This window comes from Aeromonas sp. FDAARGOS 1417 (genome assembly GCF_019046985.1).
Classification (GTDB): domain Bacteria; phylum Pseudomonadota; class Gammaproteobacteria; order Enterobacterales; family Aeromonadaceae; genus Aeromonas; species Aeromonas veronii.
Genome location: NZ_CP077221.1, coordinates 1,074,841 through 1,100,071, shown reverse-complemented (window position 1 = coordinate 1,100,071; position 25,231 = coordinate 1,074,841). Strand labels below are relative to the sequence as shown.

18 protein-coding genes and 1 pseudogene are annotated in these 25,231 nt (G+C 59.8%); 8 read left to right on the top strand and 11 right to left on the bottom strand.

The annotated features are described in order from the left end of the window. Positions 1 to 9: 9 nt before the first annotated feature. On the top strand, positions 10 to 1,383 hold the full coding sequence (gene dcuC, locus I6L47_RS04840) for a C4-dicarboxylate transporter DcuC (RefSeq protein ID WP_216948799.1): 1,374 nt from the start codon (positions 10 to 12) through the stop codon (positions 1,381 to 1,383). Between the two features lie 100 nt (positions 1,384 to 1,483). Here dcuC and I6L47_RS04835 read toward each other — a convergent pair. The 5 genes and pseudogenes from I6L47_RS04835 to I6L47_RS04815 all read right to left on the bottom strand — a co-directional run bounded on the left by I6L47_RS04835 (position 1,484) and on the right by I6L47_RS04815 (position 6,978). Then, positions 1,484 to 1,998, bottom strand: a pseudogene (locus tag I6L47_RS04835) (acyloxyacyl hydrolase). Positions 1,999 to 2,244: 246 nt separating this feature from the next. Continuing rightward, a complete protein-coding gene (asnB, locus tag I6L47_RS04830; RefSeq protein WP_216948798.1) occupies positions 2,245 to 3,909 on the bottom strand; it encodes an asparagine synthase B in 1,665 nt (554 codons plus the stop codon). Between the two features lie 192 nt (positions 3,910 to 4,101). Then, positions 4,102 to 4,470, bottom strand: coding sequence for a cupin domain-containing protein (locus I6L47_RS04825; protein WP_216948797.1), 369 nt, complete (start codon positions 4,468 to 4,470; stop codon positions 4,102 to 4,104). 129 nt (positions 4,471 to 4,599) lie between these two features. Next, on the bottom strand, positions 4,600 to 6,174 hold the full coding sequence (locus tag I6L47_RS04820) for a cation:proton antiporter family protein (protein ID WP_005352794.1): 1,575 nt from the start codon (positions 6,172 to 6,174) through the stop codon (positions 4,600 to 4,602). A gap of 54 nt (positions 6,175 to 6,228) precedes the next feature. Beyond that, on the bottom strand, positions 6,229 to 6,978 hold the full coding sequence (locus tag I6L47_RS04815) for an HAD-IIA family hydrolase (RefSeq protein WP_005337281.1): 750 nt from the start codon (positions 6,976 to 6,978) through the stop codon (positions 6,229 to 6,231). A 197-nt stretch (positions 6,979 to 7,175) separates the two neighbouring features. On the opposite strand from I6L47_RS04815, the gene I6L47_RS04810 reads away from it, so the two are divergent. Then, positions 7,176 to 8,240, top strand: a complete 1,065-nt coding sequence (locus I6L47_RS04810; RefSeq protein ID WP_216948796.1) for an adenosine deaminase — start codon at positions 7,176 to 7,178, stop codon at positions 8,238 to 8,240. 105 nt (positions 8,241 to 8,345) lie between these two features. Here I6L47_RS04810 and I6L47_RS04805 read toward each other — a convergent pair whose 3' ends face one another. The 4 genes from I6L47_RS04805 to I6L47_RS04790 form a co-directional block, all read right to left on the bottom strand. Further along, complete coding sequence (locus I6L47_RS04805) at positions 8,346 to 9,338, bottom strand: alcohol dehydrogenase catalytic domain-containing protein (RefSeq protein ID WP_216948795.1); 993 nt, start codon at positions 9,336 to 9,338, stop codon at positions 8,346 to 8,348. 147 nt (positions 9,339 to 9,485) lie between these two features. Then, entirely contained in the window at positions 9,486 to 10,607 is a 1,122-nt protein-coding gene (locus I6L47_RS04800) for an alkene reductase (protein ID WP_216948794.1), read from the bottom strand. A gap of 195 nt (positions 10,608 to 10,802) precedes the next feature. Further along, positions 10,803 to 12,338 carry a TerC family protein gene (locus tag I6L47_RS04795; protein ID WP_058056661.1) on the bottom strand — a complete coding sequence of 512 codons (1,536 nt, stop codon included), beginning with the start codon at positions 12,336 to 12,338 and terminating at the stop codon, positions 10,803 to 10,805. Between the two features lie 301 nt (positions 12,339 to 12,639). Further along, on the bottom strand, positions 12,640 to 13,566 hold the full coding sequence (locus I6L47_RS04790) for a cation diffusion facilitator family transporter (RefSeq protein WP_216948793.1): 927 nt from the start codon (positions 13,564 to 13,566) through the stop codon (positions 12,640 to 12,642). Between the two features lie 167 nt (positions 13,567 to 13,733). On the opposite strand from I6L47_RS04790, the gene I6L47_RS04785 reads away from it, so the two are divergent. The 6 genes from I6L47_RS04785 to I6L47_RS04760 all read left to right on the top strand — a co-directional run bounded on the left by I6L47_RS04785 (position 13,734) and on the right by I6L47_RS04760 (position 22,739). Beyond that, positions 13,734 to 16,805 (top strand): FAD-binding and (Fe-S)-binding domain-containing protein, encoded by a 3,072-nt coding sequence (locus I6L47_RS04785; RefSeq protein WP_216948792.1) that lies wholly within the window; start codon positions 13,734 to 13,736, stop codon positions 16,803 to 16,805. Continuing rightward, the gene (locus I6L47_RS04780) at positions 16,805 to 17,293 is read left to right on the top strand and encodes a hypothetical protein (protein ID WP_216948791.1); all 489 of its coding nucleotides are present in this window, start codon (positions 16,805 to 16,807) and stop codon (positions 17,291 to 17,293) included. Before I6L47_RS04785 ends, I6L47_RS04780 begins: the two co-directional genes overlap by 1 nt. A gap of 168 nt (positions 17,294 to 17,461) precedes the next feature. Continuing rightward, positions 17,462 to 17,923: a hotdog fold thioesterase gene (locus I6L47_RS04775; protein ID WP_005352771.1), complete on the top strand. Its 462-nt coding sequence runs from the start codon at positions 17,462 to 17,464 to the stop codon at positions 17,921 to 17,923. A 180-nt stretch (positions 17,924 to 18,103) separates the two neighbouring features. Beyond that, entirely contained in the window at positions 18,104 to 20,005 is a 1,902-nt protein-coding gene (locus I6L47_RS04770) for a DEAD/DEAH box helicase (RefSeq protein WP_005337260.1), read from the top strand. A 333-nt stretch (positions 20,006 to 20,338) separates the two neighbouring features. After that, the gene (locus tag I6L47_RS04765; protein ID WP_216948790.1) at positions 20,339 to 20,821 is read left to right on the top strand and encodes a molybdopterin-dependent oxidoreductase; all 483 of its coding nucleotides are present in this window, start codon (positions 20,339 to 20,341) and stop codon (positions 20,819 to 20,821) included. Position 20,822: 1 nt separating this feature from the next. Further along, positions 20,823 to 22,739: a bifunctional diguanylate cyclase/phosphodiesterase gene (locus tag I6L47_RS04760; RefSeq protein WP_216948789.1), complete on the top strand. Its 1,917-nt coding sequence runs from the start codon at positions 20,823 to 20,825 to the stop codon at positions 22,737 to 22,739. A 132-nt stretch (positions 22,740 to 22,871) separates the two neighbouring features. Here the strand turns inward: I6L47_RS04760 and I6L47_RS04755 are convergent, their stop codons facing one another. Continuing rightward, complete coding sequence (locus I6L47_RS04755) at positions 22,872 to 24,194, bottom strand: Na+/H+ antiporter family protein (protein WP_005344933.1); 1,323 nt, start codon at positions 24,192 to 24,194, stop codon at positions 22,872 to 22,874. Positions 24,195 to 24,512: 318 nt separating this feature from the next. Next, a complete protein-coding gene (gene rnt / locus I6L47_RS04750) occupies positions 24,513 to 25,190 on the bottom strand; it encodes a ribonuclease T (protein ID WP_005333780.1) in 678 nt (225 codons plus the stop codon). Positions 25,191 to 25,231: the final 41 nt, after the last annotated feature.

Here is a 25,231-nt window from a genome sequence, read left to right as displayed (position 1 = left end):
GGAGTCGTCATGTTTCAGGTAGTTATTGCAGTGCTGGTCATCGTGCTGGTGGCCAGACTGATCCTCAAAGGCTATCGGGCCGAACCGGTGCTGTTTGCCGCCGGTCTGGTGCTGATGGTGGCAAGCCAGCTGGCAGGGTGGGGGAGTGTGCTGCCCAAAGGGGTCGAGAGCACCGGGATGGCCCTGTTCGATCCTTTGGAGGTGATGCGGGATCTCTTCAGTTCGCGTGCGGCCGATCTGGGGCTGATGATCATGGCGCTGATGGGCTTTGCCCATTACATGGATCATATCGGTGCCAATGATGCGGTGGTGCGCATTGCGATTCGTCCGCTGCGCCGGTTGCGCTCTCCCTATGTGTTGCTCTTTTTCTCCTATCTGCTGGCCAGCGCGCTGCAACTGGCGATCCCCTCGGCGACCGGTCTGGCGGTACTGTTGATGGCTACCCTGTTCCCCATCATGGTGGGGCTGGGCCTCTCTGCGGCCTCGTCGGCCGGGGTGATTGCTACTTCCCTCGGGGTGGCCTATACCCCGACTGCTATCGATGCCATCCGTGCAACCGATGCGGTGGGAATGGGCCACAACGTGATCGAATATGTCTACACCTATCAGGGCCCTGCCGCGCTGGCGACTGTGCTGGTGGTGGGCTTGATGCACGTATTTTGGCAACGTCGTTGCGATCTGCAGGAGGGGCATCAGCATCAGGGGGCCGCTGCGGTGGACGAGTCGGCAAACGAGGTCGGTGTCCCCGGCTTTTATGCCATCTTGCCGATGCTGCCCATCATCATGGCGGTGGGCTTCTCTTCCCTGTTTGTCGATCACATCAAGCTCAACGTCATCACCATCGTGATGATCTCGATGTTTATCAGCATGGTGGTCGAGGCAGCCAGAACCCGTGACATGAAGCAGGTGTGCGGTGGTTTCAGCCACTTCCTCAATGGCATGGGGTCAGCATTCAGCAACGTGGTGGGGTTGCTGGTGGCGGCGGGGATCTTTGCCCACGGCATCAAGGTGCTGGGGGTAATCGATATCATGATTGTTGGCGCCGAACATGTGGGGCTGCCTGCATTTGCCATGGCCATCGTCTTCGCGCTGGTCACCCTGGCGGCCGCCATCATCATGGGCTCCGGCAATGCGCCCTTCCTCGCCTTTGTCGAGCTGATCCCGCAGATTGCGGCCAGCATGGGGGTCAACACAGCCGCCATGATCCTGCCGATGCAGCAGGCCTCCCATATGGGGCGTGCCATGTCGCCAGTTTCCGGGGTGATTATCGCCGTCGCCAGCGGTGCCAAGCTGACGCCGTTTGCGGTGATCAAGCGTACCTCGGTTCCCCTGATGGTCGGTTTTGTCTTCCATACCCTGATCGTGGGGATCTTCTATCTGTAACTGCCCCTTCGGTTATCAGGAGATGAAATAACGAAAAGCCTTCACGGGAGTGAAGGCTTTTTTGCATCGCGTTATGCCACTTGCAGTGGGGGGCGTCCAGCTAAAAACGGTACTCGATATGGAGGGTATGGCTGTCCAGCCCCGGGTTCTTGTCATACATATATGCGTTGGACATGTGCTCATACTGATAGCCGATCAGCCAATTTTTGGTGATGGCGTAGCCGAGGCCGATACCCAGGGCGAACTGGAAGGGGCCGCCGTAATCCTTGTAGCCATGGCCGCGAGTGCCAAATTGATACTGATCGAGCCAGACCATTTCGCCGGGGAGCCAGGTCACCCAGTTACCCCATTGGCATTCGATACGGGCGCCGCCCCCCAGTCTGGCGGTCTCTTCATCTTCTACCTTGAGCGTTCCGGCACGTACCCCCAGCCCAAATTGACAGCCTGAGTCTCCCCAGCGCCAGAACATGTGGCGTCGGCGATCTTGATGTCGAGCTTTTCATTGCTGAAGGCCCTGCCAAGCTGCAGTGCCACGATATTGTCATTCGCCATTGCAGAAGGACTGGCGAGCAGTGCTGTCAGCAGGCCAATCCTTGATAGAGTGTTAGCGTCCATGCCCCCTCCCGATCCTTGTTGTCATCGTGGTGATCCTGTTGATCACCCTTCAGGCATAGTCAATCGACGCGCTTCCTGTCAATGCATGGTCACTCGGTAAAAAAATTAAATATTTATGAAAAATCAACTAGCTGCGATGGTCTGATGTGATTTGGCGGGCGTGACAGCGGGGAGATGAAAAAGCCCTTCACCATGGTGAAGGGCTTTTTGCTATCTGACGTTATCCGCTCGGTTTGGTGTGTAGGCTCAGTAGCCCTGCTGGTGCACGTCCATTACGGCGCGGCCTGACGGGTCGGCCATCTCTTTGAACTTGGCATCCCACTCCAGCGCGGTAGGAGTGGAGCAGGCGACCGACTTGCCGTATGGCACGGTGCGGGCGGCGGCTTCCAGCGGGAAGTGCTCGTCGAAGATGGCGCGGTAGAAGTAGGCTTCCTTGGTGAGCGGGGTGTTGATGGGGAAGCGGAATGCGGCCGCCTCGAACATCAGATCCGTCACTTCCTGTTCCACCATGGCTTTCAGGCTGTCGATCCACGAATAGCCCACGCCATCGGAGAACTGCTCCTTCTGGCGCCACGCCACTTCGTGGGGCAGCAGATCTTCGAACGCTTCGCGCAGGATGTGCTTCTCGATCTTGCCCTTGCCACACATCTTGTCGGCCGGCTGCAGGCGCATCGCCACATCCATGAACTCCTTGTCGAGGAAGGGCACGCGACCCTCCACACCCCAGGCTGCCATCGATTTGTTGGCGCGCAGGCAGTCATAGAGATGCAGTGAGGCGAGCTTACGCACGTTCTCTTCGTGGAACTCGCGAGCGTTGGGCGCCTTGTGGAAGTAGAGGTAGCCGCCGAACAGCTCGTCGGAACCTTCGCCGGAGAGCACCATCTTGATCCCCATCGCCTTGATGTAGCGGGCCATCAGATACATGGGCGTGGAGGCGCGGATGGTGGTGACGTCATAGGTCTCGAGGTGATAGATGACGTCGCGCAGGGCATCCAGACCCTCCTGCACGGTGAAGTGGATCTGGTGGTGGATGGTGCCGAGGTGATCAGCCACCTTGCGGGCGGCGGCGAGATCCGGCGACCCTTCCAGACCGACGGCGAAGGAGTGCAGTTGCGGCCACCAGGCTTCGCTCTTGCCATCGTCCTCGATGCGGCGCGCCGCATAGAGCTTGGTAATGGCGGAGATAACGGACGAATCGAGCCCGCCGGAGAGCAGCACGCCATAAGGCACGTCGCACATCAGCTGGCGTTTGACCGCTGCTTCCAGCGCCGCTTTCAGCTCGGCCTTGTCGCTGACGTTGTGCTCGACCGAGCTGTATTCCATCCAGTCGCGCTTGTACCACTGTTTCAGCTCGCCATCCTTGCTCCACAGGTAGTGTCCCGGCGGGAAGGTTTCGACGCTCTTGCAGACCGGTACCAGCGCCTTCATCTCGGAGGCGACATAGAAGTTGCCGTGCTCATCGCGACCGGTATAGAGGGGGATGATCCCCATGTGGTCGCGACCAATCAGGTAGGCATCCTGTTCGGCGTCATAGAGGATAAAGGCAAAGATGCCGTTGAGATCGTCGAGAAACGCCGGGCCCTTCTCCTTGTAGAGAGCGAGCAGCACTTCACAGTCGGATTTGGTCTGGAACTGGAAATCGACCTTGAGGGTTTTCTCCAGCTCTTTGTGGTTGTAGATCTCGCCGTTGACCGCCAGCACATGGGTGCGCTCGGGGTTGTAGAGCGGCTGGGCGCCATTGCCCGGGTCGACGATGGCCAGACGCTCGTGCACCAGAATGGCTTTGTCTGAGCTGTAGACGCCGGACCAGTCAGGCCCGCGGTGACGCAGTCGCTTGGACATCTCCAGCGCCGATTTGCGCAGGGCTACTGCATCGGACTTGATATCCAGAATGCCGAAAATTGAACACATTGGCGGTAATCCTCTTGATTTTTATATGAGCCCCCCACGTTTGGGCTCGAAATTCCATTTACATTCCTCGTCAGACACAATGCCTAGCGGAAAAACCTTTTGCAAGCGGGAAAACCGCAGAAAATCATGCCGTAAGCGTCAAGCGGATCAACAGGATAAGGGCTGCTGCAACGGGGCAGGGTGACGTGAACGTCAAGCCGAGGCGGGTTCGAAGATCACATAGACCTTGCGACAGGGGGTGAGGGTCTCCCACTCGCCGACAAAGCCGGCGGGAATGACGAATTGATCGCCGGGTTTGAGGGCCAGCTGGCCGCCCTCACTGTCGTGGATCACCACATCCCCCTCCAGCAGCTGGCAATACTCGTGCTCGGTGTAGTGGATGGCCCAGCGGCCCGGCTCGCAAGCCCAGAAGCCCACGTGAAACTGCTGGCTTGGGTCGGAGTAGTGGTTCCACACCGTCTGACTCGGATTGCCTGCTTTAATGCGCTCGGGGGCGGGCATCAGCGGGGTAGGGGCCGCCTCGTGGCGATCGAGCAAAATCCAGTCGTTGAGGGTCTTCATGGTGCCTCCTTGGCTGCGGCAGATAGGAAGCGGGGCCATCCCGGCCCCGCGTTTGTTCGCTTTATTAAACGAGGTTGTGCATAACTTAAACGATGCGTTCCTCCTTGCCAAGGGCTGCTGGCCGACGACTCAAAGCGGCTGCAAGCGGCGGATCACATGGCGAGCAAAGCCGCTGCCCGCTTCGTTGTAGACATTGAACACCGCATCCACCCCTTGTTCTTGCAGGGAGGCGATATCATCCTCGAAGCGGACGATGGCGGCGATCTTGCCGTTGAACCCGTGGCTGCGCAGCTTCTCGATGGCGTAGAGATTCCCCGAGTGGTGGGGCATCGCCAGCAGCACCAGATTGACCTGATTGGAGAGCAGCACCTTGTCCCAGAAGTCGGTATCGGTGGCATCCCCCTCGATGACGTTCATCCCCTGGGCACGCAGGGTGGGCAGCTTCTCGCTGTCGTTCTCCACCCCGAGGATGACGTTGCCGTATTTGTTCTCCAGCTCGAAGTAGGCCCCCTGACCGATCCGCCCCATGCCGAGGATGATCACCTCGGCATCGCCCAGCTCGATGGGCCTGTCTTCCGGATGGAGGTTGCTTGCCTGCAATCCCCGCAGCCAGTGGCCGATGCGGTGGTAAATGCGCTCGCTCTGGGCATTGAGCGGGGCGGAGATCATAAAGCTCGCCGCCAGTGCCAGCGAGACTGCCACCAGCCACTCGTGGGAGAGCCAGCCCGCCTTGGCGGCGATGGCGGCGACGATCAGGCCAAACTCCGAGAAGTTGGTGAGCGCCAGGGTAGAGAGCAGCGCGGTGCGCACCCGCAGGTGAGCGCCGCTGTAGACCAGATAGTAGAGGACACTTTTGAGCGGCAGGGCCAGCACCAGCGCCAGTGCCAGCAACATGGTGTCGTGGGTCGGCAGACCGTTGAGACCAATGGTGAGAAAAAAGCAGACCAGAAAGAGGTCTTTGAGGTTGAAGAGCGCCTTGGCAAGCCCTGCCGCAGCCGGATGAGAGGCGAGCAGCATGCCGATGATGAGGGCCCCGAGATCCGGCTTGAGGCCGACCACTTCAAAACCGGCAGCCCCGACCACCAGCGCCAGAAAGACTCCGAACAGCACCTGCAGCTCGCCATGACCGGCCCGCTCCAAGAGCTTGAACAGCAGCGGGCGCAGCAGCGGCAATCCCAGCACCCAGAGCGCCCAGATGCTGGGCCATTTGCCGCTGGAGAAGGCCAGAAACGCCACGGCGAACACATCCTGCATCACCAGCACCCCGATGGCGATGCGGGCGTAGAGGGCGTTCATGTCGCTGCGATCTTCCAGCACCTTGACCGCAAAGACGGTGCTGGAGAAGGAGAGAGCAAAACCCAGCAGCAGCGCCAGTTTCCAGTCCAGCGAGAGGGCGAGGTGGAGCCCCAGTCCCTTGCAGACCAGCAGCACCACGGTAAAGAGCAGGGTGGAGAGCAGCAGGTGCAGGCTGGTGGTGCCCCACACATCGCGCCGCATCAGGGTCTTGATATTGAGCTTGAGGCCGATGGTGAACAGCAGCAGGGTGACGCCGAGATCGGCCACCTCGCTCAGGGCGGGGGTATTTTCATATCCCATACCGTTGAGGATAAAACCGGCGGCCAGAAAGCCGAGCAGGGGGGGCAGGCCAATCAGATTGACTACCATGCCGCAGCCAAAGGCCACGGCGATCAGAATGGGTTCCATAACAGATCCTGCAAGGGCAGGAGAGACCTGCCCTGTTTAACGCTTGGGTGGTGATTAGACGATATCGATGTCGACCACGGAGTCGAAAATATGGTTCGGGCGAAACGGCATGCGGTCGATATCGGCGACCTTGCTCACCCCGGAGAGCACCAGCACCGTCTCGAGACCGGCCTGAAAGCCCGCCAGAATGTCGGTGCGCAGGTTGTCGCCGATGATGATGGTGTCGTCGGAGTGGGCCTCCATCCGGTTGAGCGCCGCACGGATGATCCAGGCGCTCGGCTTGCCGACATAGAACGGCTTCTTGCCGGTCATTCGCTCGATGGGGGCGCACAGGGCGCCGCAGGCTGGGTGCATCATGGGGCCGTGGGTATCGGGGTTGGTGGCGATAAAGCGGGCCCCCTGATCGACGAACTTGGCCCCCTGTTGCATCATGGTCCAGTTGTAGTTGCGGGTCTCGCCAACCACCACGAAGTCCGGGTCGATATCGGTGATGGTGAAACCGGCCTTGTAGAGCTCGTGGGTCAGCGCCCCTTCACCGATCACATAGGCCTTCTTGCCATCCTGACGCTTGAGGAAGTCGGCGGTGCCCATGGCGGAGGTATAGAAGCACTCCTCCGGCACCTCGATCCCGGCGGAGCGGAAGCGGTTTTGCAGATCTTTCTGGGTCTGGGCCGGGTAGTTGGTGAGGAACAAGAGCTTGCTACCCTGCTCCAGCAGGCGATGGACGAAACGGTCGGCACCGGGGATGAGGTCGTTGTTGTGCAGGATGACACCGTCGATATCGCAGATGACGTTCTTCTTCATGAAAACTCCTTGTCAGGGCGCAGGCGAGCCGCCAATCGTTAAGATGTTCAATCATTTATGATTTTTGTGACGCCATTATAAGTCTGTTTGATGACAAGTCTCCCCTGTCTCGCCACTTCGGTGCACAATAAAGCTGCCGTCGGGTCAGTCTGGTGGAGGGGCTGACGCCGGATCACTTTGCTGATGGAGCCGTTGCCATGGACACCCCGATTCCCAAGCCAGTCACCCCCGAACACCTCACCGCCGCGCAATTTATCGCCGGACTGCCGAAACTGGAGCTGCACCTGCATATCGAGGGCAGCCTCGAACCCGAGCTGATGTTTGAGCTGGGCCGCCGCAACGGTGTGCCATTGCCCTGGCCCGACGTGGCCAGCGTGCGCGCCGCCTATGACTTTGACTGCCTGCAATCCTTTCTCGACCTCTACTATCGCGGCGCCAGCGTGCTGGTGACCGAGCAGGACTTCTTCGACCTCACCTGGGCCTATCTTGAGCGTTGCGCTGCCGACAAGGTGGTGCATGTGGAGATCTTCTTTGACCCGCAGACCCACACCGCCCGCGGTATCCCCTTTGCTACTGTGCTGGGCGGTATCGAGCGGGCGCTGCAGAGCGGGGAGAAGGAGTTTGGCATCAGCTGGCGCCTTATCATGAGCTTCTTGCGCCACCTCAGCGAGGAGGATGCCTTTGCGACGTTGGAAGAGGCTATGCCCTTCCTGTCGCGCATTCATGGCATCGGCCTCGACTCGGGGGAGAGGGGCAATCCGCCGACCAAGTTTGCCCGGGTCTTTGCCCGCTGCCGCAAGCTGGGGCTGCCGGTGGTGGCCCATGCAGGTGAAGAGGGGCCTGCCGACTACATCTGGCAGGCGATCAACGAGCTGCAGGTATGCCGCATCGATCACGGGGTGCGCTCGGCCGATGATCCCGAGTTGCTGCGCTATCTGGCGGATACCCGGCTGCCGCTCACCGTCTGCCCCCTCTCCAACACCAGGCTCAAGGTGTTCGGCAATATTGCCCAGCACAATGTGTTGCGGCTGCTGGAGCAGGGGCTCTGCGTCACCATCAACTCGGACGATCCCGCCTACTTTGGTGGCTATATGAATGCCAACTTTGCGGCGCTGGCCGATGGCCTTGGCGCGACCATGAGCCAGCTCTGCCGCTTGTCGCTCAATGCGGTGGAGGCGAGCTGGCTCTCTTTGGCCGACAAGGCGCGCCTGACCCGGGAGATCCGCAGTTATGCCGCGACTCACGGGGTGATCCTGCATTGAGTCAGGCGCCAATGAAGTCGAGATGACATGCACTATATAAAGAGAGGCCCGTCATCACTGGCGGGCCTCTTTCGTTTCAATGGTCGGTGTGGTTCTCAGGGAAAGTCAGCGTTCAGCCACTCGCACCAGAAACTTCTCGCCCTGTCCTTCGCGCTTGAAGCGCTCGAGCAGGGTAGGCAGTGCCTCAAAGTCGCCCACCACCAGCGGCGGCAGGGTCAGTTCGCCGCTCGCCATCTGCGCCATCATGGCGACACCGGCGGCCACCAGTCGGCTCCACTGCTTGTCGGTGCCAAAGGCGTGCTGGGCGCCCAGCGCAATCTCGTGCAACGAATGGCAATGGGCAAAGGCGGGCAGCGGATTGTGCGGGATGCGCCCGAGCACAGTCACCATGTGACCGTAGTAGCCAAGGGCGGGCAGCAGGCTCTCTGCCTGCTGGCTGGAGACCAGATCGATGATCCCCTCGAACGGCTCGTTGCCGTTGGCCACCTGCAAGGCGGCCAGCCAGTCGGGATCCCGATAATCGGCCACCCCCTGCACACCTATCTGCTTGAGCCACGGATGATGACGTGGACTGGCGCTGGCAAAGACCCGCGCTCCTTGCTGGAGGGCCAGTTGCACCGCAAAGCGGCCGACACTGCTGCCGGCACCGGTGATGAGCAGCGCTTCCCCGTGCAGGCGCGGCAGCTTGGCCAGCGCCTGCCAGGCGGTGAGGCCGGGACAGGGCAGGGCGACGGCCGCCTCATCGCTCAGAGCATCGGGCACCGGCAGCAGGGCGCGGGCCGGTACCCGGGTGTGGCGGGCAAAGCTGCCGTGGTGGCGCAGGTCGGTGTGATAGGCGACCCGGGCACCGGGGCGCAGATGGCTGACGTTGGCGCCGAGGGCCACGATAGTGCCCATGCCATCGACGCCGGGCACCTGACCATCCTGCCAGTTGGAGTGGCCATATTCGATCAGCTTCCAGTCCACCGGATTGAAGGCGATAACCCGGTTTGCCACCAGTACCTCGTCAGGGGCGAGTGGTGCCAGGAGCAGGTCGGCGAGGGTAAGCTGGGTCGGTTCACCGGGGGCATGCCAGCACCAGGCTTGGGTGTGATTCATGATGACTCCTTGTGAAAGCGAGGGGAGAGAACAACGAGGTCATTGCAACAGTGATTCGGTCAGTCATATCACTGTTGCTAATGCGCAACAATACGGCAGGCCCCTACCTGTGGGGCCTGCCTTACGTAGCCGGTTGGCCATCGACAATCAGCGGCTGGTGGTTGCGTCCTCGGCCTGATAGACGGGGTAGTCGGTCAACCCCTTCTCGCCACCGCCAAACAGGGTGGCCGGATCGTGGGGGGCCAGCGGATAGCCGTGGCGCAGCCGGTTCGGCAGATCCGGATTGGCAACGAAGGGACGGCCAAAGCCAATCATGTCGGCCCAGCCCGCGTCGAGGGCGGCGCGTGCCCGCTCGCCATCATATTTGCCGGCATAGATCAGGGTGTTGGGGAAAGCATCGCGCAGACCCTGCTTGAAGTTCTCCGGCATCAGGGGGGCATCGTCCCAGTCCGCTTCGGCAATGTGCAGGTAGGTGACATTGAGCTGGCCCAGCAGGCGGGCGGCGGCCAGATAGGTCTCCTGCGGATTGGCATCCACGGTGCCGTTGAGGGTGGTGAGCGGCGCAAGACGCACCCCGACACGTTCGGCCCCGATTTCGCTACTAACCGCTTCTGTCACCTCTTTGAGAAAGCGCAGCCGGTTTTCCAGCGATCCGCCGTAGCCGTCGGTGCGGGCGTTGGATTCGGAGTCGAGGAACTGGTTAATGAGGTAGCCGTTGGCGGCGTGCAGCTCGATGCCGTCAAAACCGGCGCTGATGGCGTTGCGAGCTGCCTGACGAAACTGGCCCACCACCGCATGGATATCGGTCTGAGTCATGGCGCGAGGGGTGACGGTCTCGACAAAGCCCGGCGCATCGCTGCCGTTATCGACGAACACCTTGACGCCCACTGCGGGCAGGGCTGAAGCGGAGATGGGCTGGGCGCCGCCGATGTTGTCCGGATGGGTGACCCGGCCCACGTGCCAGAGCTGGGCGAAGATGGAGCCCCCCTTGGCGTGCACGGCATCGGTCACAAGCTTCCAGCCAGCGATCTGCTCGGCGCTGTAGATGCCCGGCGTCCAGGCATAGCCCTTGCCCATGGGGTCGATTTGGGTGCCCTCGCTGATGATAAGGCCGGCAGTGGCGCGCTGGGCGTAGTAGCTCGCCATCATGGCGTTGGCCACATCACCCGGCTGACTGGCACGGGAGCGGGTCATGGGGGGCATGACGATGCGGTTGGCAAGGTGCAGCTGGCCAAGGCGCAGGGGGCAGAACAGGTGATCGTGGCTCATCTTGAGTTCCTCATGGTGGAAGTGAGGCCACTTTATGCCGCCATCTTGTTGTGAAAAAGAGGGGTAATTGCACAAGAGAATTGTGCTTGATGCAGCAATCAATGCAAACCGTCGGGAAAGAGGCGTTGAGGCATAAAGTTGAAGCATAAAAAAGAGGGCCGTCTGGCCCTCTTCTGTATTCTGCTGGTGGCAGGCTCAAGCCGCGGCGGGCATCACTTTCACCCGCTCGATGCGCCGCTCGCTCACCTCGATCACCTCGAAGTTGAGTTGCTGCAGTTGCAACTGCTGACCCGGAGTGGGCAGGGTGCCGAAGTGGGAGAGCAGCATGCCCGCCAGGGTCACGTATTCATCGCTCTCGCTCACCAGCCCCTCGTGCTCCAGCACCTGCTCCACATGGTGGATGTTGGTGCTGCCGTTGATCAGCCACCCTTCGCCATCTCGCACGATATCCGGGGTTTCGTCCTCATCCGGCAGCTCGCCGACGATGGCCTCCAGCAGATCGTGGGTGGTGACCAGCCCCTGGATCACGCCAAACTCGTCGGAGACCAGAATAAGGCTCCCTTTGGCTTTGCGCAGCTCCGCCAGCAGGCGGATCACGTTGATGGTCTGCGGCACGATAATGGGATCGTTCTGCTTGGCCAGTTCGCTCAAAGATTGCCCTTCATTCAAGGCAAACAGCAAGTCGCGCGCCTTGACCACTCCGATCACCTCGTCCAGATCCCCGTCACAGATGGGGAACAGGCTGTGGGGCTCGCGCTGCAGCAGGGCGCGGATCTCGTCGCTGGAGTCGTTGATATCGATCCAGGCCATCTCCGAGCGCGGGGTCATGATGGTGCGAATGGAGCGCTCGGCCAGCGACAGTACGCCGGTCACCATATAGCGCTCCTCCTCGCCAAAGCTCACCGGCGCTACGGCAGGGGCATCCAGATCGTCATCCGGCTGATCCTGATAGGCCTTGCTGCCCATCAGCTTGAAGATGGCGGCTGTGGTGCGCTCGCGCAGGGGCTGTTTGGATTCGTGACGCATGGCGCTGCGCTGGGCCAGCTGGTTGAAAAACTCGATCAGCACCGAGAAGCCGATGGCCGCGTAGAGGTAGCCCTTCGGAATGTGGAAACCGAAGCCTTCCGCCACCAGGCTGAAGCCGATCATCAGCAGGAAGCTCAGACAGAGCACCACCACGGTGGGGTGGGCGTTGACGAAGCGGGTCAGCGGCTTGGAGGCGAGCACCATCACCACCATGGCGATGGTCACGGCGGCCATCATCACGCCAAGGTGTTCCACCATGCCGACGGCAGTGATGATGGAGTCGAGCGAGAAGACCGCATCGAGCACCAAAATTTGGGCGATCACCACGCCGAAGCTGGCGTAGGCGCCGACCGGGCCGTCATCTTGGGGTTTGGCTTCCAGCCGTTCATGCAGCTCGGAGGTGGCCTTGAACAGCAGGAACAGGCCGCCCCCCATCAGGATCAGGTCCCGACCGGAGAAGGGGTGATCCCACAGGTGCAAAATCGGGGTGGTCAGGGTGACCAGCCATGACATGACGCTCAAGAGCCCAAGTCGCATCAGCAGGGCCAGCGACAGGCCGATGACGCGGGCCTTGTCCCGTTGGGCGGGGGGCAGTTTTTTCACCAGAATGGCGATAAAGACCAGGTTGTCGATCCCCAGCACGATTTCCAGAATGATCAGGGTAAACAGACCGATCCAGATATGGGGATCCAGCAGCAATTCCATTGTGACGACCTCAATAAAAACAGACAGAGCAAACAGTGATCACGGCGCAAGATGGCCGCAGTAACAGCAAGGCAAAGGTGTTATTCAGAGGCGCTGATTAAGCAGAAAAAGATAGGCTTTGACAGAGAGAGACGAAGGGCAACTTCGGGGATTGTCCATGATGGGCAATAAAACCTCGGGTGAAAAATGAGCCCTGATGATAGCGGCTGGCGCCAATTTGACAAGAGCAGTGTCAGTGGGGCGTGATGGGGTTGTGATGCGACAGGGGGAGGCGGCCGTGCCACGCTCCCCCGTGCGGTCGTTACAACCAGCGCTTTTCGCGGGTGAAACAGACCGACAGCCAGGCATCCCCCAGGGTGTCGCCAAGGCGAGACCAGAGCTCCTGGCGCAGGGCATCCTGACGTTCGACAGGCCACTCCTGACCCGGCGCCACCAGAATGTTCAATTCCAGATCGAAGCGGCGACCGCTCTTGGCCAGATGGCTGTAGCACTCGATGCCATGGCGCTGGCGCAGCGCCTCGATCTCCTGCTCGACTTGCCGTGGCACCTCCCCCTTGGGGGCGATCTTCAACACTTCCCGCAGGTTGCGACCGAGCACCTTGATGGGAATGAGAGTGGCGCAGAGGGCCAGCAGCGAGACCAGCACCGGGTCTATGTAGCGGTTGTATTGGCCGTAGCCGATGGCATCAAGGCCGATGGCGACTACGAAACCGATAAGCAGGGTGGCGCTGAGCAGGGTATCCACCAGCCACTCCTTGGAGTCGACCCGCACCAGCTCGGAGTCTACCTGCTCGGCGACCTGGGCTTCGATGCGATAGATGATGGCGCAGAAGAAGGTGGAGACGGCGGCATAGATAAGGGCGTGGCCGAGATCGATCTCCCGTCCGCCATCCAGCAGGGTGGTGATGCCGCTATAGAGGGCGCCAAGGCAGAGCAGCAGAATAATGGCGCCATTGATGACGTTGGTGATGGGCTCGAAGTGGGCGTAGCCATACTGGAAGCGCGCATCGGAAGGGCGGGTAACGAGATAGGCGGTAACAAGACCGAGACCGGTCATACCCATGCTGAACAGGGTGAAGATACCATCGAGCATGATGGCGTTGGAACCGACGAAGAGGCCGTAGCCGATGCCGAAGATGGCAAAGGTGATACAACCGAACAGCGACAGGGTAAGCGCCTGTTTTTCGGTGGTGACCAGCGTACTGATAACATGGCTGTGGTGAGCCATAAAAGTCCTCCTTTCAAATGGTGAATATTGCCAAGCGCAAGCGGTTTTCTAGCTGATATACTGCCCGCTCACATGTGAGCGGACTGGCCTGACTGCCATTGACAGGCGGCTGGCCAGTCGTTGTCGCCGGCGTGCCGGCATCAAGCAAAGGATGGGAACAAGGATTCATGATCCCGAGACTCGATTACCAGGACAGTTTGTCACCCGCAACCCTGCAGTTTCTTGAGTTGCTAGAGCGCAGCGCATTTCGTGGTGATATCGAAAAGTCTTATGCAAGCCGGTTGGCGATGGCGACGGATAACAGCGTCTATCAGGTAGTACCTCAGGCGGTTCTCTATCCGCGCAGTGCGGACGACATAGCAGCAATGCTCAAGCTGGCCGCAGAGCCAGCGTTCGCCTCCTTGAGTTTTTTCCCTCGTGGTGGCGGTACCGGCACCAATGGCCAGTCATTGGGCGGCGGCATTATCGTCGATCTCTCCCGTTATATGAACCAGATCATGGAAATTAATCTGGAGGAGGGGTGGGTGCGCGCCCAGGCTGGGGTGGTGAAAGACCAGCTCAACGCCTATCTCAAGCCCCATGGCTACTTCTTCTCGCCTGATCTCTCCACCTCCAACCGCGCCACCTTAGGCGGTATGATCAACACCGACGCCTCGGGGCAGGGGTCACTGGTTTACGGCAAAACCTCGGATCACGTGCTGGGGCTCAAAGCGGTGCTGGAGAATGGCAACATCATGGCCACCGAGCCGCTGACCGGTGAGCGACTGACCGACAAGCTGGCGCTGGAGAATCGGGAAGGGGAGATCTATCGCACCCTCTATCGCATCGGCAAGGAGCGCCGCGCCGACATCGAGGCGACCTTCCCCAAGCTCAACCGCTTTCTGACCGGTTACGATCTCAAGCACCTCTATCAACCCGATACCGACACGCTGGATGTCAGCCGGGTGCTGTGCGGATCTGAAGGGTCTCTCGGCTTTATCACCGAAGCCAAACTCAACATCACCCCCATCCCGCGCTACCGCACCTTGGTCAACGTCAAGTACGACAGCTTCCCCTCCGCCCTGCGCAATGCCCCCTTTATGGTGCAGGCGCAGGCTCTCTCGGTGGAGACGGTGGACTCCCGGGTGCTCGGGCTGGCCCGCGCCGACATCATCTGGCATTCGGTGAAAGAACTTATTCAAGATGTGCCCGGCAAGGATCTGCAGGGACTCAACATCGTCGAGTTTGCCGACACCGACGAAGCAGAACACAAGGCCAAGGTAGCTGAGCTCTGTCGCCGTATCGACGCGCTGCTGGCCAAGGGCGAGGCGGGGATCATCGGCTATCAGGTGTGTGACCACCTGCCGAGCATCGAAACCATCTACACCATGCGCAAGAAGTCGGTGGGGCTGCTGGGCAACGCCGAAGGGCGCAAGAAGCCGGTAGCCTTCACCGAAGATACCGCCGTGCCGCCCGAATCCCTGGCCGATTTCATCATGGAGTTTCGCGCCCTGCTGGATGCCCACGGCCTCGACTACGGCATGTTCGGCCACGTCGATGCCGGTGTGCTGCACGTGCGCCCGGCGCTGGATTTGTGCGATCCCGAGCAGGAGGTGCTGCTGCGCCGCATCTCCGATCAGGTGGTAGCGCTCACTGCCAAATATGGCGGCTTGATGTGGGGGGAACATGGCAAGGGCTTTCGCTCCGAATACAGCCCCGCCTTCTTTGGCGAGTTGTGGGAAGAGTTGCAGCGGGTCAAGGGGGCGTTCGACCCGGCCAACCGCATCAACCCGGGCAAGATCTGCATTCCCTATGGCAGCGGCGCCGAGCTGGTGTCGGTGGATGGGCCCAAGCGCGGCAAATATGACCGCCAGATCCCGCTCGCGGTGCGCACCAGCTACACCCGCGCCATGGATTGCAACGGCAACGGTCTCTGTTTCACCTTCGAGACCGACTCCCCCATGTGCCCCTCGGTCAAGATCAGCCGCGATCGCCGCCACTCCCCCAAGGGGCGGGCGGGCCTGATGCGTGAATGGTTGCGTCAGCTGGCGGAGCAGGGCTTCGATCCGCTGGCGGAAGAGGTGGCGCTGCAATCCGGTGGCGTGCGCTTCAAACAGCTGGTGGACAAGGTGCGCAACAGCTGGGCCAAACAGCGCGGCGAGTATGATTTCTCCCACGAGGTGATGGAGGCGATGGCAGGCTGTCTGGCCTGCAAGGCGTGCACCAGCCAGTGCCCGATCAAGGTGGATGTCCCCGATTTTCGCGCCCGCTTTATGCAGCTTTATCATGGCCGCTACCTGCGCGCCCCCAAGGATTACTTCGTCGGCACGGTGGAGAGCTATGCGCCGTTGCTTGCCAAGGCGCCGAAGCTGGTCAACTTCTTCCTCGAAAAAGAGTGGGCCCAGAAGGCGACCGAGAAGAGCATCGGCATGGTCGATGTGCCGCTGCTCTCGGTGCCGACCCTTGCCGAGAGCCTGCACGATAACCGCGCCCGCTATTTTGATCTGCCGGGACTGGAGCGGATGAGTGCCGAGCAACGCAAACAGGTAGTGCTCATCGTGCAGGACCCCTTCACCAGTTATTACGACGCCCCCGTGGTGCGCGACCTGGTGAAACTCGCCAGCAAGCTCGGGTTCCAGCCCTACTTGCTGCCCTTTAAACCCAACGGTAAACCCCAGCATATCAAGGGGTTCCTGCGCGCCTTTGCCCGTACCGCGGCCAACAGCGCCCAGTTCCTCAACAAGGTGGCGGCGCTTGGCATTCCCATGGTGGGGGTGGATCCGGCCATGGTGCTCTGCTATCGCGACGAGTATGCCAAGGTGCTGGGGTCGGCTCGCGGCGATTTTCAGGTGTTGTTGCCGCAGGAGTGGCTGCTCTCGCTGCCGGTAGATCAGTTGCCTGCTCGAACCGACAAGACCAAGAGCGGGGAGGGGTGCGAGCCCTGGTATCTGTTTGCCCACTGCACCGAGAAGACCGCCAAGCCCTCCACTCACGGTGACTGGAGCACCCTGTTTGGCCGCTTCGGGGCCAGTTTGCAGCCGGTCTCTGTGGGTTGCTGCGGTATGGCGGGCACCTATGGTCACGACGTCAAACAGGTGGAGAACTCCAAGGGCATCTATGGGTTGAGCTGGGCCGACCCGCTCGCCCGTCTACCCAAAGCGCGCTGTCTGGCAACTGGCTATTCGTGCCGCAGTCAGGTCAAGCGGATGGAGGGGGAAAAGCTCAAACATCCATTGCAAGCCCTGCTGGAGCTGCTCTGATGCTGACGTTCCCCAAGCGGTTTCGGGTGCCGAAGGCCTATCGGCATCCACGTTTTTTGCTGTTACCCGCCACTCCCGCTCAGGCGGTGGTGGAGTTTGTCGCCATGTTGCGCGAGCGCGAGCAGCTCCATCAGCTGTTTCGCCCGAACGATATCTGGCCCTCGGCCAACTTCAGCCTGAGCCAGCACGAAGGAGATCTGGAGTGGCAGCAGTCGGAGTTTCTGGCCAAGCGCTCGTTCGCCTATGGCCTATGGAGCCCGGATCGGGAGCCGCAATTTTGGGGCGGGGTTTATCTCTACCCCTCGGTGTTGCCAGAGGTAGCGGTGGAGCTCTTCTTCTGGAAGGTGGCCGAGGCGCCCATCACGGATGAGGAGCTGGAGATTCAGCTGCGCGAGTGGCTCGCCAGGGTGTGGCAGTGGCCAGACCCCCGCTTGCCGGGGCGAGATGTGCCCTGGGCCGAGTGGCCCGGCGTTACCTACCCCTGGTGACATCCCGCTTAAGGGCATGATTGTGTAACACGCAGCTCCGGGTCGGGGCTGCGTTGTTACCACGTCACCCGGTAACCAACAACTCATATAACCGAACCATTTTGCAGATGGAGGGCGTTTCACTCATATCGGTACGCATTCATCGCTTACATAAGGAGTCTGCTCGCAATGAGTCACGATATTGCGCCCATCTGGCGTAAACCCATGAGTCTGGAGGGGCTCAACGCCACCTCTCGCAACACCCTGATGGCCCATCTCGATATCGTCTACACCGCTTTTGGCGCCGATTGGCTGGAAGCGACCATGCCGGTGGATCACCGTACGCACCAGCCCCTTGGCATGCTGCATGGCGGCGCATCTGTGGTGCTGGCGGAAACCTTGGGATCGATTGCCGCCAATATGGCGGTCGGGCCAGATAGCTACTGTGTGGGGCTGGAGGTGAATGCCAACCATCTGCGAGCTAAACGGGAAGGGGTGGTGACCGGGCGTTGCACGCCGCTCCATCTGGGAGCAACAACTCAGGTGTGGCAGATTGAAATTCGGGACGAACGTGAGCGTTTATTGTGCACCAGCCGACTGACCATGGCGGTGCTCAAACACAAGCGGGGCAAGGACTCCAGCGAGGAGTGATCTGCAATAACGCACTATGAGTGCAAAATAAGCAAGCCATACTCGTCAGATCCCTCTATAATTGCCAACGTCTTGAGAGGCTTATCACATTTTTCAAGACAGCAGAACAAAGTGGCGCTATAATCGCCGCCTTTTTGCTATTCCGCGGTGTTAGCCGCCTGCCTTAATCTGGAAGAATCTATGTCTGATACCGAACAACTGCCCCTTTTTAGTGAGCTTGGACTGGCCGCGCCTGTATTGAAAGCGCTGCAGGACGTGGGCTATGAGCGCCCGTCACCGATCCAGGCCGCAGCAATTCCCCACCTGATGGCGGGACACGATCTGCTGGGGCAGGCGCAAACCGGTACAGGGAAGACCGCTGCTTTTGCCTTGCCTCTGTTGTCTCGTCTGGAAGCTGGTAACCGCAACACCCAGATCCTGGTGCTGGCGCCTACCCGCGAACTGGCGCTGCAAGTGGCTGAAGCGTGCCAACGCTACGCCCACCACATGCCCGATTTCCATGTACTGCCCATCTACGGCGGTGCCTCCTACGAAACCCAGACCCGCGCTCTGCGTCGCGGTGCCCAGGTTGTCGTTGGTACTCCGGGCCGCGTGATGGACCTGATCCGTCGCAAGAACCTGGACCTCTCCGGCCTGAAAGCCCTGGTACTGGATGAAGCTGATGAAATGCTGCGTATGGGCTTCATCGACGACGTTGACTGGATCATGGAGCAGTGCCCGAGCACTCGTCAGGTTGCCCTGTTCTCTGCCACCATGCCGGAGCAGATCCGTCGCGTGGCCCAGAAGCACCTGAAGCAGCCCAAAGAGATCAAGATCGCCTCCAAGACTGCTACCGCTACCACTATTCGCCAGCGTTACTGGCAGGTAACCGGTCTGCACAAGCTGGACGCCATGACCCGTCTGCTGGAAGTGGAATCCTACGAAGCCCTGCTGGTATTCGTACGAACCAAGAACGCTGCCGAAGAGCTGGCTGGCAAGTTGGCCGCCCGTGGTCACGCCTGTGAAGCGCTGCACGGCGACATCCCGCAGAAACTGCGTGAGCGTACCGTCGACAAGCTGCGCCAGGGCCAGCTGGATATCCTGATCGCCACCGACGTTGTCGCCCGTGGTCTGGACGTTGAGCGCATCACTCACGTAGTGAACTACGACATTCCGTACGACACCGAATCTTACGTACACCGTATCGGTCGTACCGGTCGTGCCGGTCGTAAAGGCGAAGCCATCCTGTTCGTTGCTCCCCGCGAGCGTCGCATGCTGCGCGCCATCGAGCACGCAACTCGTCAGGCCATCGAGCCGATGAAGATGCCGAGCACCGAGGACATCAACCAGCACCGTCTGGCCAAGTTCAAGGAGCGCATCCGCGAAACCATGATGGGTGAAGAGCTCGAGATCTACCACAACCTGGTAAACGAGCTGATCGAAGAGGATTCTGCCGATCCGCTGGAGCTGGCTGCTGCATTGGCCAAGCTGGTACAGGGTGACCAACCGCTGCTGCTGGATGACTCCATTCCGGATCCGCTGCTGAACGCTGGCAACGATCGTGGTGGCTTCGAGCGCCGTGACTTCAACGACCGTGGTGGTCGTGACTTCGGTGACCGTGGCGATCGTCCTGCCCGTCGCATGCCGTCCCTGGAGCCGCGTCCGCTGAAAGACAACCCGGACGTGGAGATGGAGCGCTATCGCGTAGACGTGGGTGCCCATCACGGTGTCAAGCCGGGCCAGATCGTGGGCGCCATCGCCAACGAAGCGAACATCGAGAGCCGCTTCATCGGCAACATCGACATCGCTGATGACTTCTCCACCGTCGATCTGCCGAAAGGCATGACCGCCGATGTACTGGAAGTGATCAAGAAAGCCCGTGTTTGCCAGCGTCCGCTGCAAATCACCCGCTACACCGAAGTGCCGGCCGGTGGCAACACCAGCAGCCGTCCGCCCCGTGGTGATCGTCCGTTCCGTGGCGACCGTCCTTTCAACAAGGATCGCCGTCCCCAGGGTGACCGTCCGTTCAACAAGAGCGGGGAGCGCCGTGAAGGTGGCTTCAACAAAGATCGCAAATTCGGTGGCAAGCGTCGCGAAAGCTGATTGCTGATCCCGTTATGAAGAAGGCCGCTCATTGAGCGGCCTTTTTTTGTATCTGCGATAGGGACTGTACCGTCAGTTTGCCTGTGTGGGGGTCATATTTTTGTTCCACAACCCAGGTCGTGAGCCAAAGGGGCATGAATATTTTCCGATGCAGTTGTGACATTCGGAGCCAGGATGCCATGCTTTTGGTGGCATTCGGGTACAGCCTGATGCTGGTTGCCTGTTGTGGTGAGCTGGTTGCAGCAACATTGTTTTGCATTGTGACTCTGCCGTTGTCATGTGGGTGGGCTGAGTGAAACCAATAAAACAAACAGTATGATACGGAGGTCTATCATGGGTGGATGGCTTGGCAGGATGCTGCTGTTATCCGGCTGTCTTGTTTCTGGCATGGTGTTGGCTGATGATCCCTTCCTCAAGATCAAGGGAAATGGCTGTTGCAATGGTAAAGGGGAGGTCGTGTTGACCCGGGCCGAGTTTGAGGCCTTACCTCAAACAGATGTCAAGACCCAGACCCCGTGGACCGAGGGGGATCACACCTATCGTGGCGTGCTGCTGCGAGATCTGGTCAAGATGTATGGTCTCAAGAGTGGGGAGGTCAAGGCGGTCGCCATCAATGACTACTGGGCGGCTGTGCCGCTGGAAGATGGAGATAAATATGCGGTACTGCTGGCCGAGAAGCAGGATGGCAAGGCGTTGACCCTGCGCAACAAGGGGCCTCTCTGGATCATCTATCCCCTCTCTGATCATCCGGAGCTGAACAAGGAGCTCTATCACAGCCGGATGGTGTGGCAACTGACGGCGATTGAGAGCAAATAAGATGCTGCGCGGCAAGTTTCTGAGCTTGATCCTGATGGTGACTGCCTTTTTGGGGGTCGCCATCTGGTCGGTCTGGAACTATGACCGTGCATTCAATGCAGTGACTCGCTATACCCAGCTCTCCGCCTGGGCGTTGGCGCAGCTGGAGCTGGAAATCCGTGGCTTTGATGAGGCGCTCTCTCTCTATCGCACCGGTTCGACCAGTCAGAAAGAGATGAACAAGCGTTTTGATATTGCCTGGAACCGCCTCGATGTCTTCCTGCACGGTGAAGAGGCAAAGCAGGTCCGAGCTCGCTTTGGTGCTGAACAAGCGGTAGGGAAGATCATGGCCCTGTTCGAGAAGTATGAGCAGGCCGTGGTCAGTGGAGAGCGAGATTCGAAAGAACTTGCTCGTTTCGCCGAGGAGTTGGCTCGGGATCTGGTTGCCATCCGCGATGTGATGGTGAAAAATTTCACCGGTCCATCCGCTATTGCCCAGCGGGAAGTACTCAACTCGTCGCGTATCCAGAACTTCTTCATTCTGGCTTTCTTGATGTTGGCGACAGTGGTGATGCTGCTGATGCTGTTTCGCGAAGTGCGCCACCAGCACTTTCTAGCGTGGAATGATGCGCTAACCCGCTTGCCGAACCGGGCCTCCCTGATCAAACACCTCAAGCAGCTGACGGGACATAAAGGGGGGCGCAGCAGCGTGACCGTCTGTCTGGTGGATCTTGGCCATTTCAGGGAGGTAAATGACAGCCTGGGCTACGAGGTGGGGGATGCATTGCTGACGCAACTGGCCGAGCGGATCCGCGCGGTATCGGTTGACGGTCTCTTTGCCGCCCGCACCGGTAGCGATGAGTTTGCCATCATTATTTCCGGCGTTATGCCCACCTATTTGCGCTTTCCATTTCTGGAGCAGCTGCGTAACGAACTTGCCGGGCTCGCCTTGGCGACTGATCCCGCCCACCGGGTGCGGGTCTTTATGGGGATCAGTCAGTACGTGCGACCGGTACACACGCCGGAGGAGATGCTGCTGTTTGCCGATATCGCCCTCGACAGTGCCAAGCGCAAGAGGTTGAATCGTTACGTGGTTTTCTCCAGCAGCATGTATCAGCACTATCTGCGTAACCGCCGTTTGTCGACCGAGTTGCGCGAGCTGATCCAGCACCACAGCAATTTGCAGTTGAGCCTCTACTATCAGCCCATTGTCCGTGGTCAAGGTAGGGTGCGACTGGGGGCTGAGGTGCTGATCCGCTGGAATCACCCGGAGTACGGGTTTATTCCGCCCCTCGATATCATCTCGCTGGCGGAAGATAACGGGCTGGGGGAGGCGCTCGGGTTATGGATCTTCCGGCGCTTGCAACATGATCTCGCCACTTTCCCGAGCGACTTGATTGAACCGCTGGAGATCTCGGTCAACCTCTCGAGTTCCATGTTCACTATGGGGTTGGCAGCCCAGTTGGATGAGAACATGAGAGAGGGGCCGCTAAGCCTGCAACAGCTGATCGTCGAGCTGACCGAAACGATTGCTCTGGATGATATCGAGCTGAGCAAGCAGATCATCGATACCCTGCGTCAGATCGGTGTGCGGGTGGCCCTTGATGATTTCGGTACCGGCTGGTCATCGTTCTCCTACTTGCGGGAACTCTATTTCGACAAGCTCAAGATTGACCGCTCATTTATCACGGCCATCGACAATGACACCCGTCAGGCGCTGTTCGTCGAGGCGATCACCAGCCTCTCTCATCAACTCGGTGTGCGGGTGGTGGCGGAAGGGGTGGAAAACAATGATGAGCTGAAGGCGGTGCTGAGCATAGGGGTGGATGAAATTCAGGGCTATTTCTACTCGAGGCCCTTGCCGCTGCAGGACTTTTTGCTGTTCTGCCATCGCTACTTTATCAATCGGAGCATCATGCAGGAGGTGGCGCTGGGTTAGCGAGCGGTACCTTTTCACCGTTACCACAAGCTACCGTGCTGTTGTTTATCTAGCCGAGTAAACAAAGAAGGCGACCTGATGGTCGCCTTCTTTGTTTACTATGACGTGCAGAGTTCGCAGCCCGAGGGGCTATCAGAGCACCATGGCGGCAATCCAGCCGAAGATCACCAGCGGGATGTTGTAGTGAATAAAGGTGGGTACCACGCTGTCCCAGATATGGTCGTGCTGGCCGTCGGCGTTGAGGCCGGAGGTGGGGCCCAGCGTCGAGTCGGAGGCCGGTGAACCCGCATCCCCCAGCGCGCCTGCGGTACCGACCAGGGCGATGATCGCCATCGGTGAGAAGCCGAGCTGCAGACAGAGCGGCACATAGATGGTGGCGATAATGGGCACGGTGGAGAAGGAAGAACCGATCCCCATGGTGATGAGCAGACCTACCAGCAGCATCAGGAAGGCGGCGATGCCTTTGTGCTGGCCGATGCCGGAGGCGACCACCTGGACCAGAGAGTCGACCCCGTGAGTTGCCTTCATCACGGCGGCAAAACCGGCGGCGGAGATCATGATGAAGCCGATCAGCGACATCATCCGCACCCCCTGAGTGAAGGCATCCTGGCTTTCGCGAAACTTGATGACGCCGCCGCAGGTGAAGATGACAAAACCGGCCAGTGCACCCAGTACGATGCTGTTGGTCATCAGTTGCAGCCCCAGCGCCACGCCAATGGCCAGCAGAGCCACCCAGATGTGGGTAAGGTTGAGCTCGACCGCTTCGGGCTCGGCATCCAGGATCTTGGCCAGATCGTACTGGCGCGGTTTGCGATAGCTGATGAATACCGCAATCAGCAGGCCCAGTACCATACCGGCGACCGGAATGGCCATTGCCAGCGGGATCTGGCTGGTAGTGATGGGCACGCCGTTATCGATCAGGTTCTTGGCCAGAATGTTGTTGAGGAAGATGCCACCAAAGCCGACCGGCAGCACCATATAGGTAGCTGTCAGGCCAAAGGTGATGACACAGGCCACCTGACGACGGTCGATCTGCATCTGCGCCATCACATGCAGCAGCGGCGGGATCAAGATGGGAATAAAGGCGATGTGAACCGGGATCAGGTTTTGGGAGGAGATCGCCACGGCCAGCACGGAAGAGAGCAGCAGGGTTTTGACCCACATGATACGGGTCGAGCTGGCATCCTTGCCCAACTGGCTGATCACCTTGCGGGCCAGCAGGTCGGTGATCCCGGAGCGGGAGATGGCAACCGCAAAGGCGCCCAACATGGCGTAGGAGAGAGCGATCTCGGCGCCACCGCCCAGGCCACCGCTGAAGGTGGTGAGGGTATCGGTCAACGACAGCCCACCGACCAGGCCGCCAGCAATGGCCCCCAGCGCCAGCGAGACCACCACATTGATCCGCAGCAGACTGAGCACCAGCATCAGCCCGACTGCGATAACAACTGGATTCATTTGATTTCCTTATAGTTTGTTATTGCTGTCTGTCATGTGAAGGGGAGTTAGTTTGCGAAAAATGTGACAAATGTCGAGAAAAAAATCAGTCAAACCCTGCATATCGCAGCAGCATGTGGCACAAGGTTGCTCAACATGAGGGTTTGTGACCTGTTTGTCTCCGTGCATCCCGTGCATCCCGTGCATCCCGTGCATCCCGTGCATCCCGTGCATCCCGTGCGCAGCGGTGGATAGTGACGTTGATGGCGATTTCCGGTGCGCCGTGCAATCAATCATTTCCCCAAAAAGCGAAGGCTGCCAGTGGCAGCCTTCATCCGTTTATTCTTGCCCCTCATCATCGGCAGGAGCATCGGTTGTGTCATCATCCGGATGCGCTGGCGGCCAACCCCCCATGCTCTTCCAGCGGTTAACGATATGACAGAACAGCTCTGTGGTGCGTTCGGTGTCATAGAGGGCAGAGTGCGCCTCTTTATTGTCAAACGGGATGCGGGCGCTCTGGCACGCTTTGGCCAGTACGGTCTGACCCAGCGCCAATCCGGAGAGAGCAGCGGTGTCGAAGGTGGCAAACGGGTGGAACGGATTGCGCTTGAGGCCAGCGCGCTCGGCGGCAGCCATCACGAAGCCGTGATCAAAGGTGGCGTTGTGGGCCACTATGATGGCGCGGCCGCAATCCTGCTCCTTCATCCCCTTGCGGATCCCCTTGAAGATCTCGGTCAGCGCCTCTTTTTCCGAGACAGCGCCACGCAACGGGTTGTAGGGGTCGATGCCGGTGAACTCCAGCGCGGCTTTCTCCAGGTTGGCCCCTTCGAAGGGTTCGACATGAAAGTGGAATACCTGATCGGGAACGAGCCAGCCCTGCTCATCCATTTTCAGGGTGTAAGCCGCGATTTCGAGCAGGGCATCGGTCTTGGCGTTGAACCCGGCTGTTTCAACATCGATGACGACGGGGTAAAAACCACGGAAACGGCCCTTGAGGGTATGAACTGCGTCGGTCATGGGATCTCGGTCGGGATAAAATGAGGCGGCATTATGGCAAA

Excerpts from the sequence above, each read along its gene's own strand:
- dcuC (WP_216948799.1), top strand. The coding sequence starts at position 10 with ATGTTTCAGGTAGTTATTGCAGTGCTGGTCATCGTGCTGGTGGCCAGA.
- asnB (WP_216948798.1), bottom strand. The coding sequence starts at position 3,909 with ATGTGTTCAATTTTCGGCATTCTGGATATCAAGTCCGATGCAGTAGCC.
- I6L47_RS04825 (WP_216948797.1), bottom strand. The coding sequence starts at position 4,470 with ATGAAGACCCTCAACGACTGGATTTTGCTCGATCGCCACGAGGCGGCC.
- I6L47_RS04820 (WP_005352794.1), bottom strand. The coding sequence starts at position 6,174 with ATGGAACCCATTCTGATCGCCGTGGCCTTTGGCTGCGGCATGGTAGTC.
- I6L47_RS04815 (WP_005337281.1), bottom strand. The coding sequence starts at position 6,978 with ATGAAGAAGAACGTCATCTGCGATATCGACGGTGTCATCCTGCACAAC.
- I6L47_RS04810 (WP_216948796.1), top strand. The coding sequence starts at position 7,176 with ATGGACACCCCGATTCCCAAGCCAGTCACCCCCGAACACCTCACCGCC.
- I6L47_RS04805 (WP_216948795.1), bottom strand. The coding sequence starts at position 9,338 with ATGAATCACACCCAAGCCTGGTGCTGGCATGCCCCCGGTGAACCGACC.
- I6L47_RS04800 (WP_216948794.1), bottom strand. The coding sequence starts at position 10,607 with ATGAGCCACGATCACCTGTTCTGCCCCCTGCGCCTTGGCCAGCTGCAC.
- I6L47_RS04795 (WP_058056661.1), bottom strand. The coding sequence starts at position 12,338 with ATGGAATTGCTGCTGGATCCCCATATCTGGATCGGTCTGTTTACCCTG.
- I6L47_RS04790 (WP_216948793.1), bottom strand. The coding sequence starts at position 13,566 with ATGGCTCACCACAGCCATGTTATCAGTACGCTGGTCACCACCGAAAAA.
- I6L47_RS04785 (WP_216948792.1), top strand. The coding sequence starts at position 13,734 with ATGATCCCGAGACTCGATTACCAGGACAGTTTGTCACCCGCAACCCTG.
- I6L47_RS04780 (WP_216948791.1), top strand. The coding sequence starts at position 16,805 with ATGCTGACGTTCCCCAAGCGGTTTCGGGTGCCGAAGGCCTATCGGCAT.
- I6L47_RS04775 (WP_005352771.1), top strand. The coding sequence starts at position 17,462 with ATGAGTCACGATATTGCGCCCATCTGGCGTAAACCCATGAGTCTGGAG.
- I6L47_RS04770 (WP_005337260.1), top strand. The coding sequence starts at position 18,104 with ATGTCTGATACCGAACAACTGCCCCTTTTTAGTGAGCTTGGACTGGCC.
- I6L47_RS04765 (WP_216948790.1), top strand. The coding sequence starts at position 20,339 with ATGGGTGGATGGCTTGGCAGGATGCTGCTGTTATCCGGCTGTCTTGTT.
- I6L47_RS04760 (WP_216948789.1), top strand. The coding sequence starts at position 20,823 with ATGCTGCGCGGCAAGTTTCTGAGCTTGATCCTGATGGTGACTGCCTTT.
- I6L47_RS04755 (WP_005344933.1), bottom strand. The coding sequence starts at position 24,194 with ATGAATCCAGTTGTTATCGCAGTCGGGCTGATGCTGGTGCTCAGTCTG.
- rnt (WP_005333780.1), bottom strand. The coding sequence starts at position 25,190 with ATGACCGACGCAGTTCATACCCTCAAGGGCCGTTTCCGTGGTTTTTAC.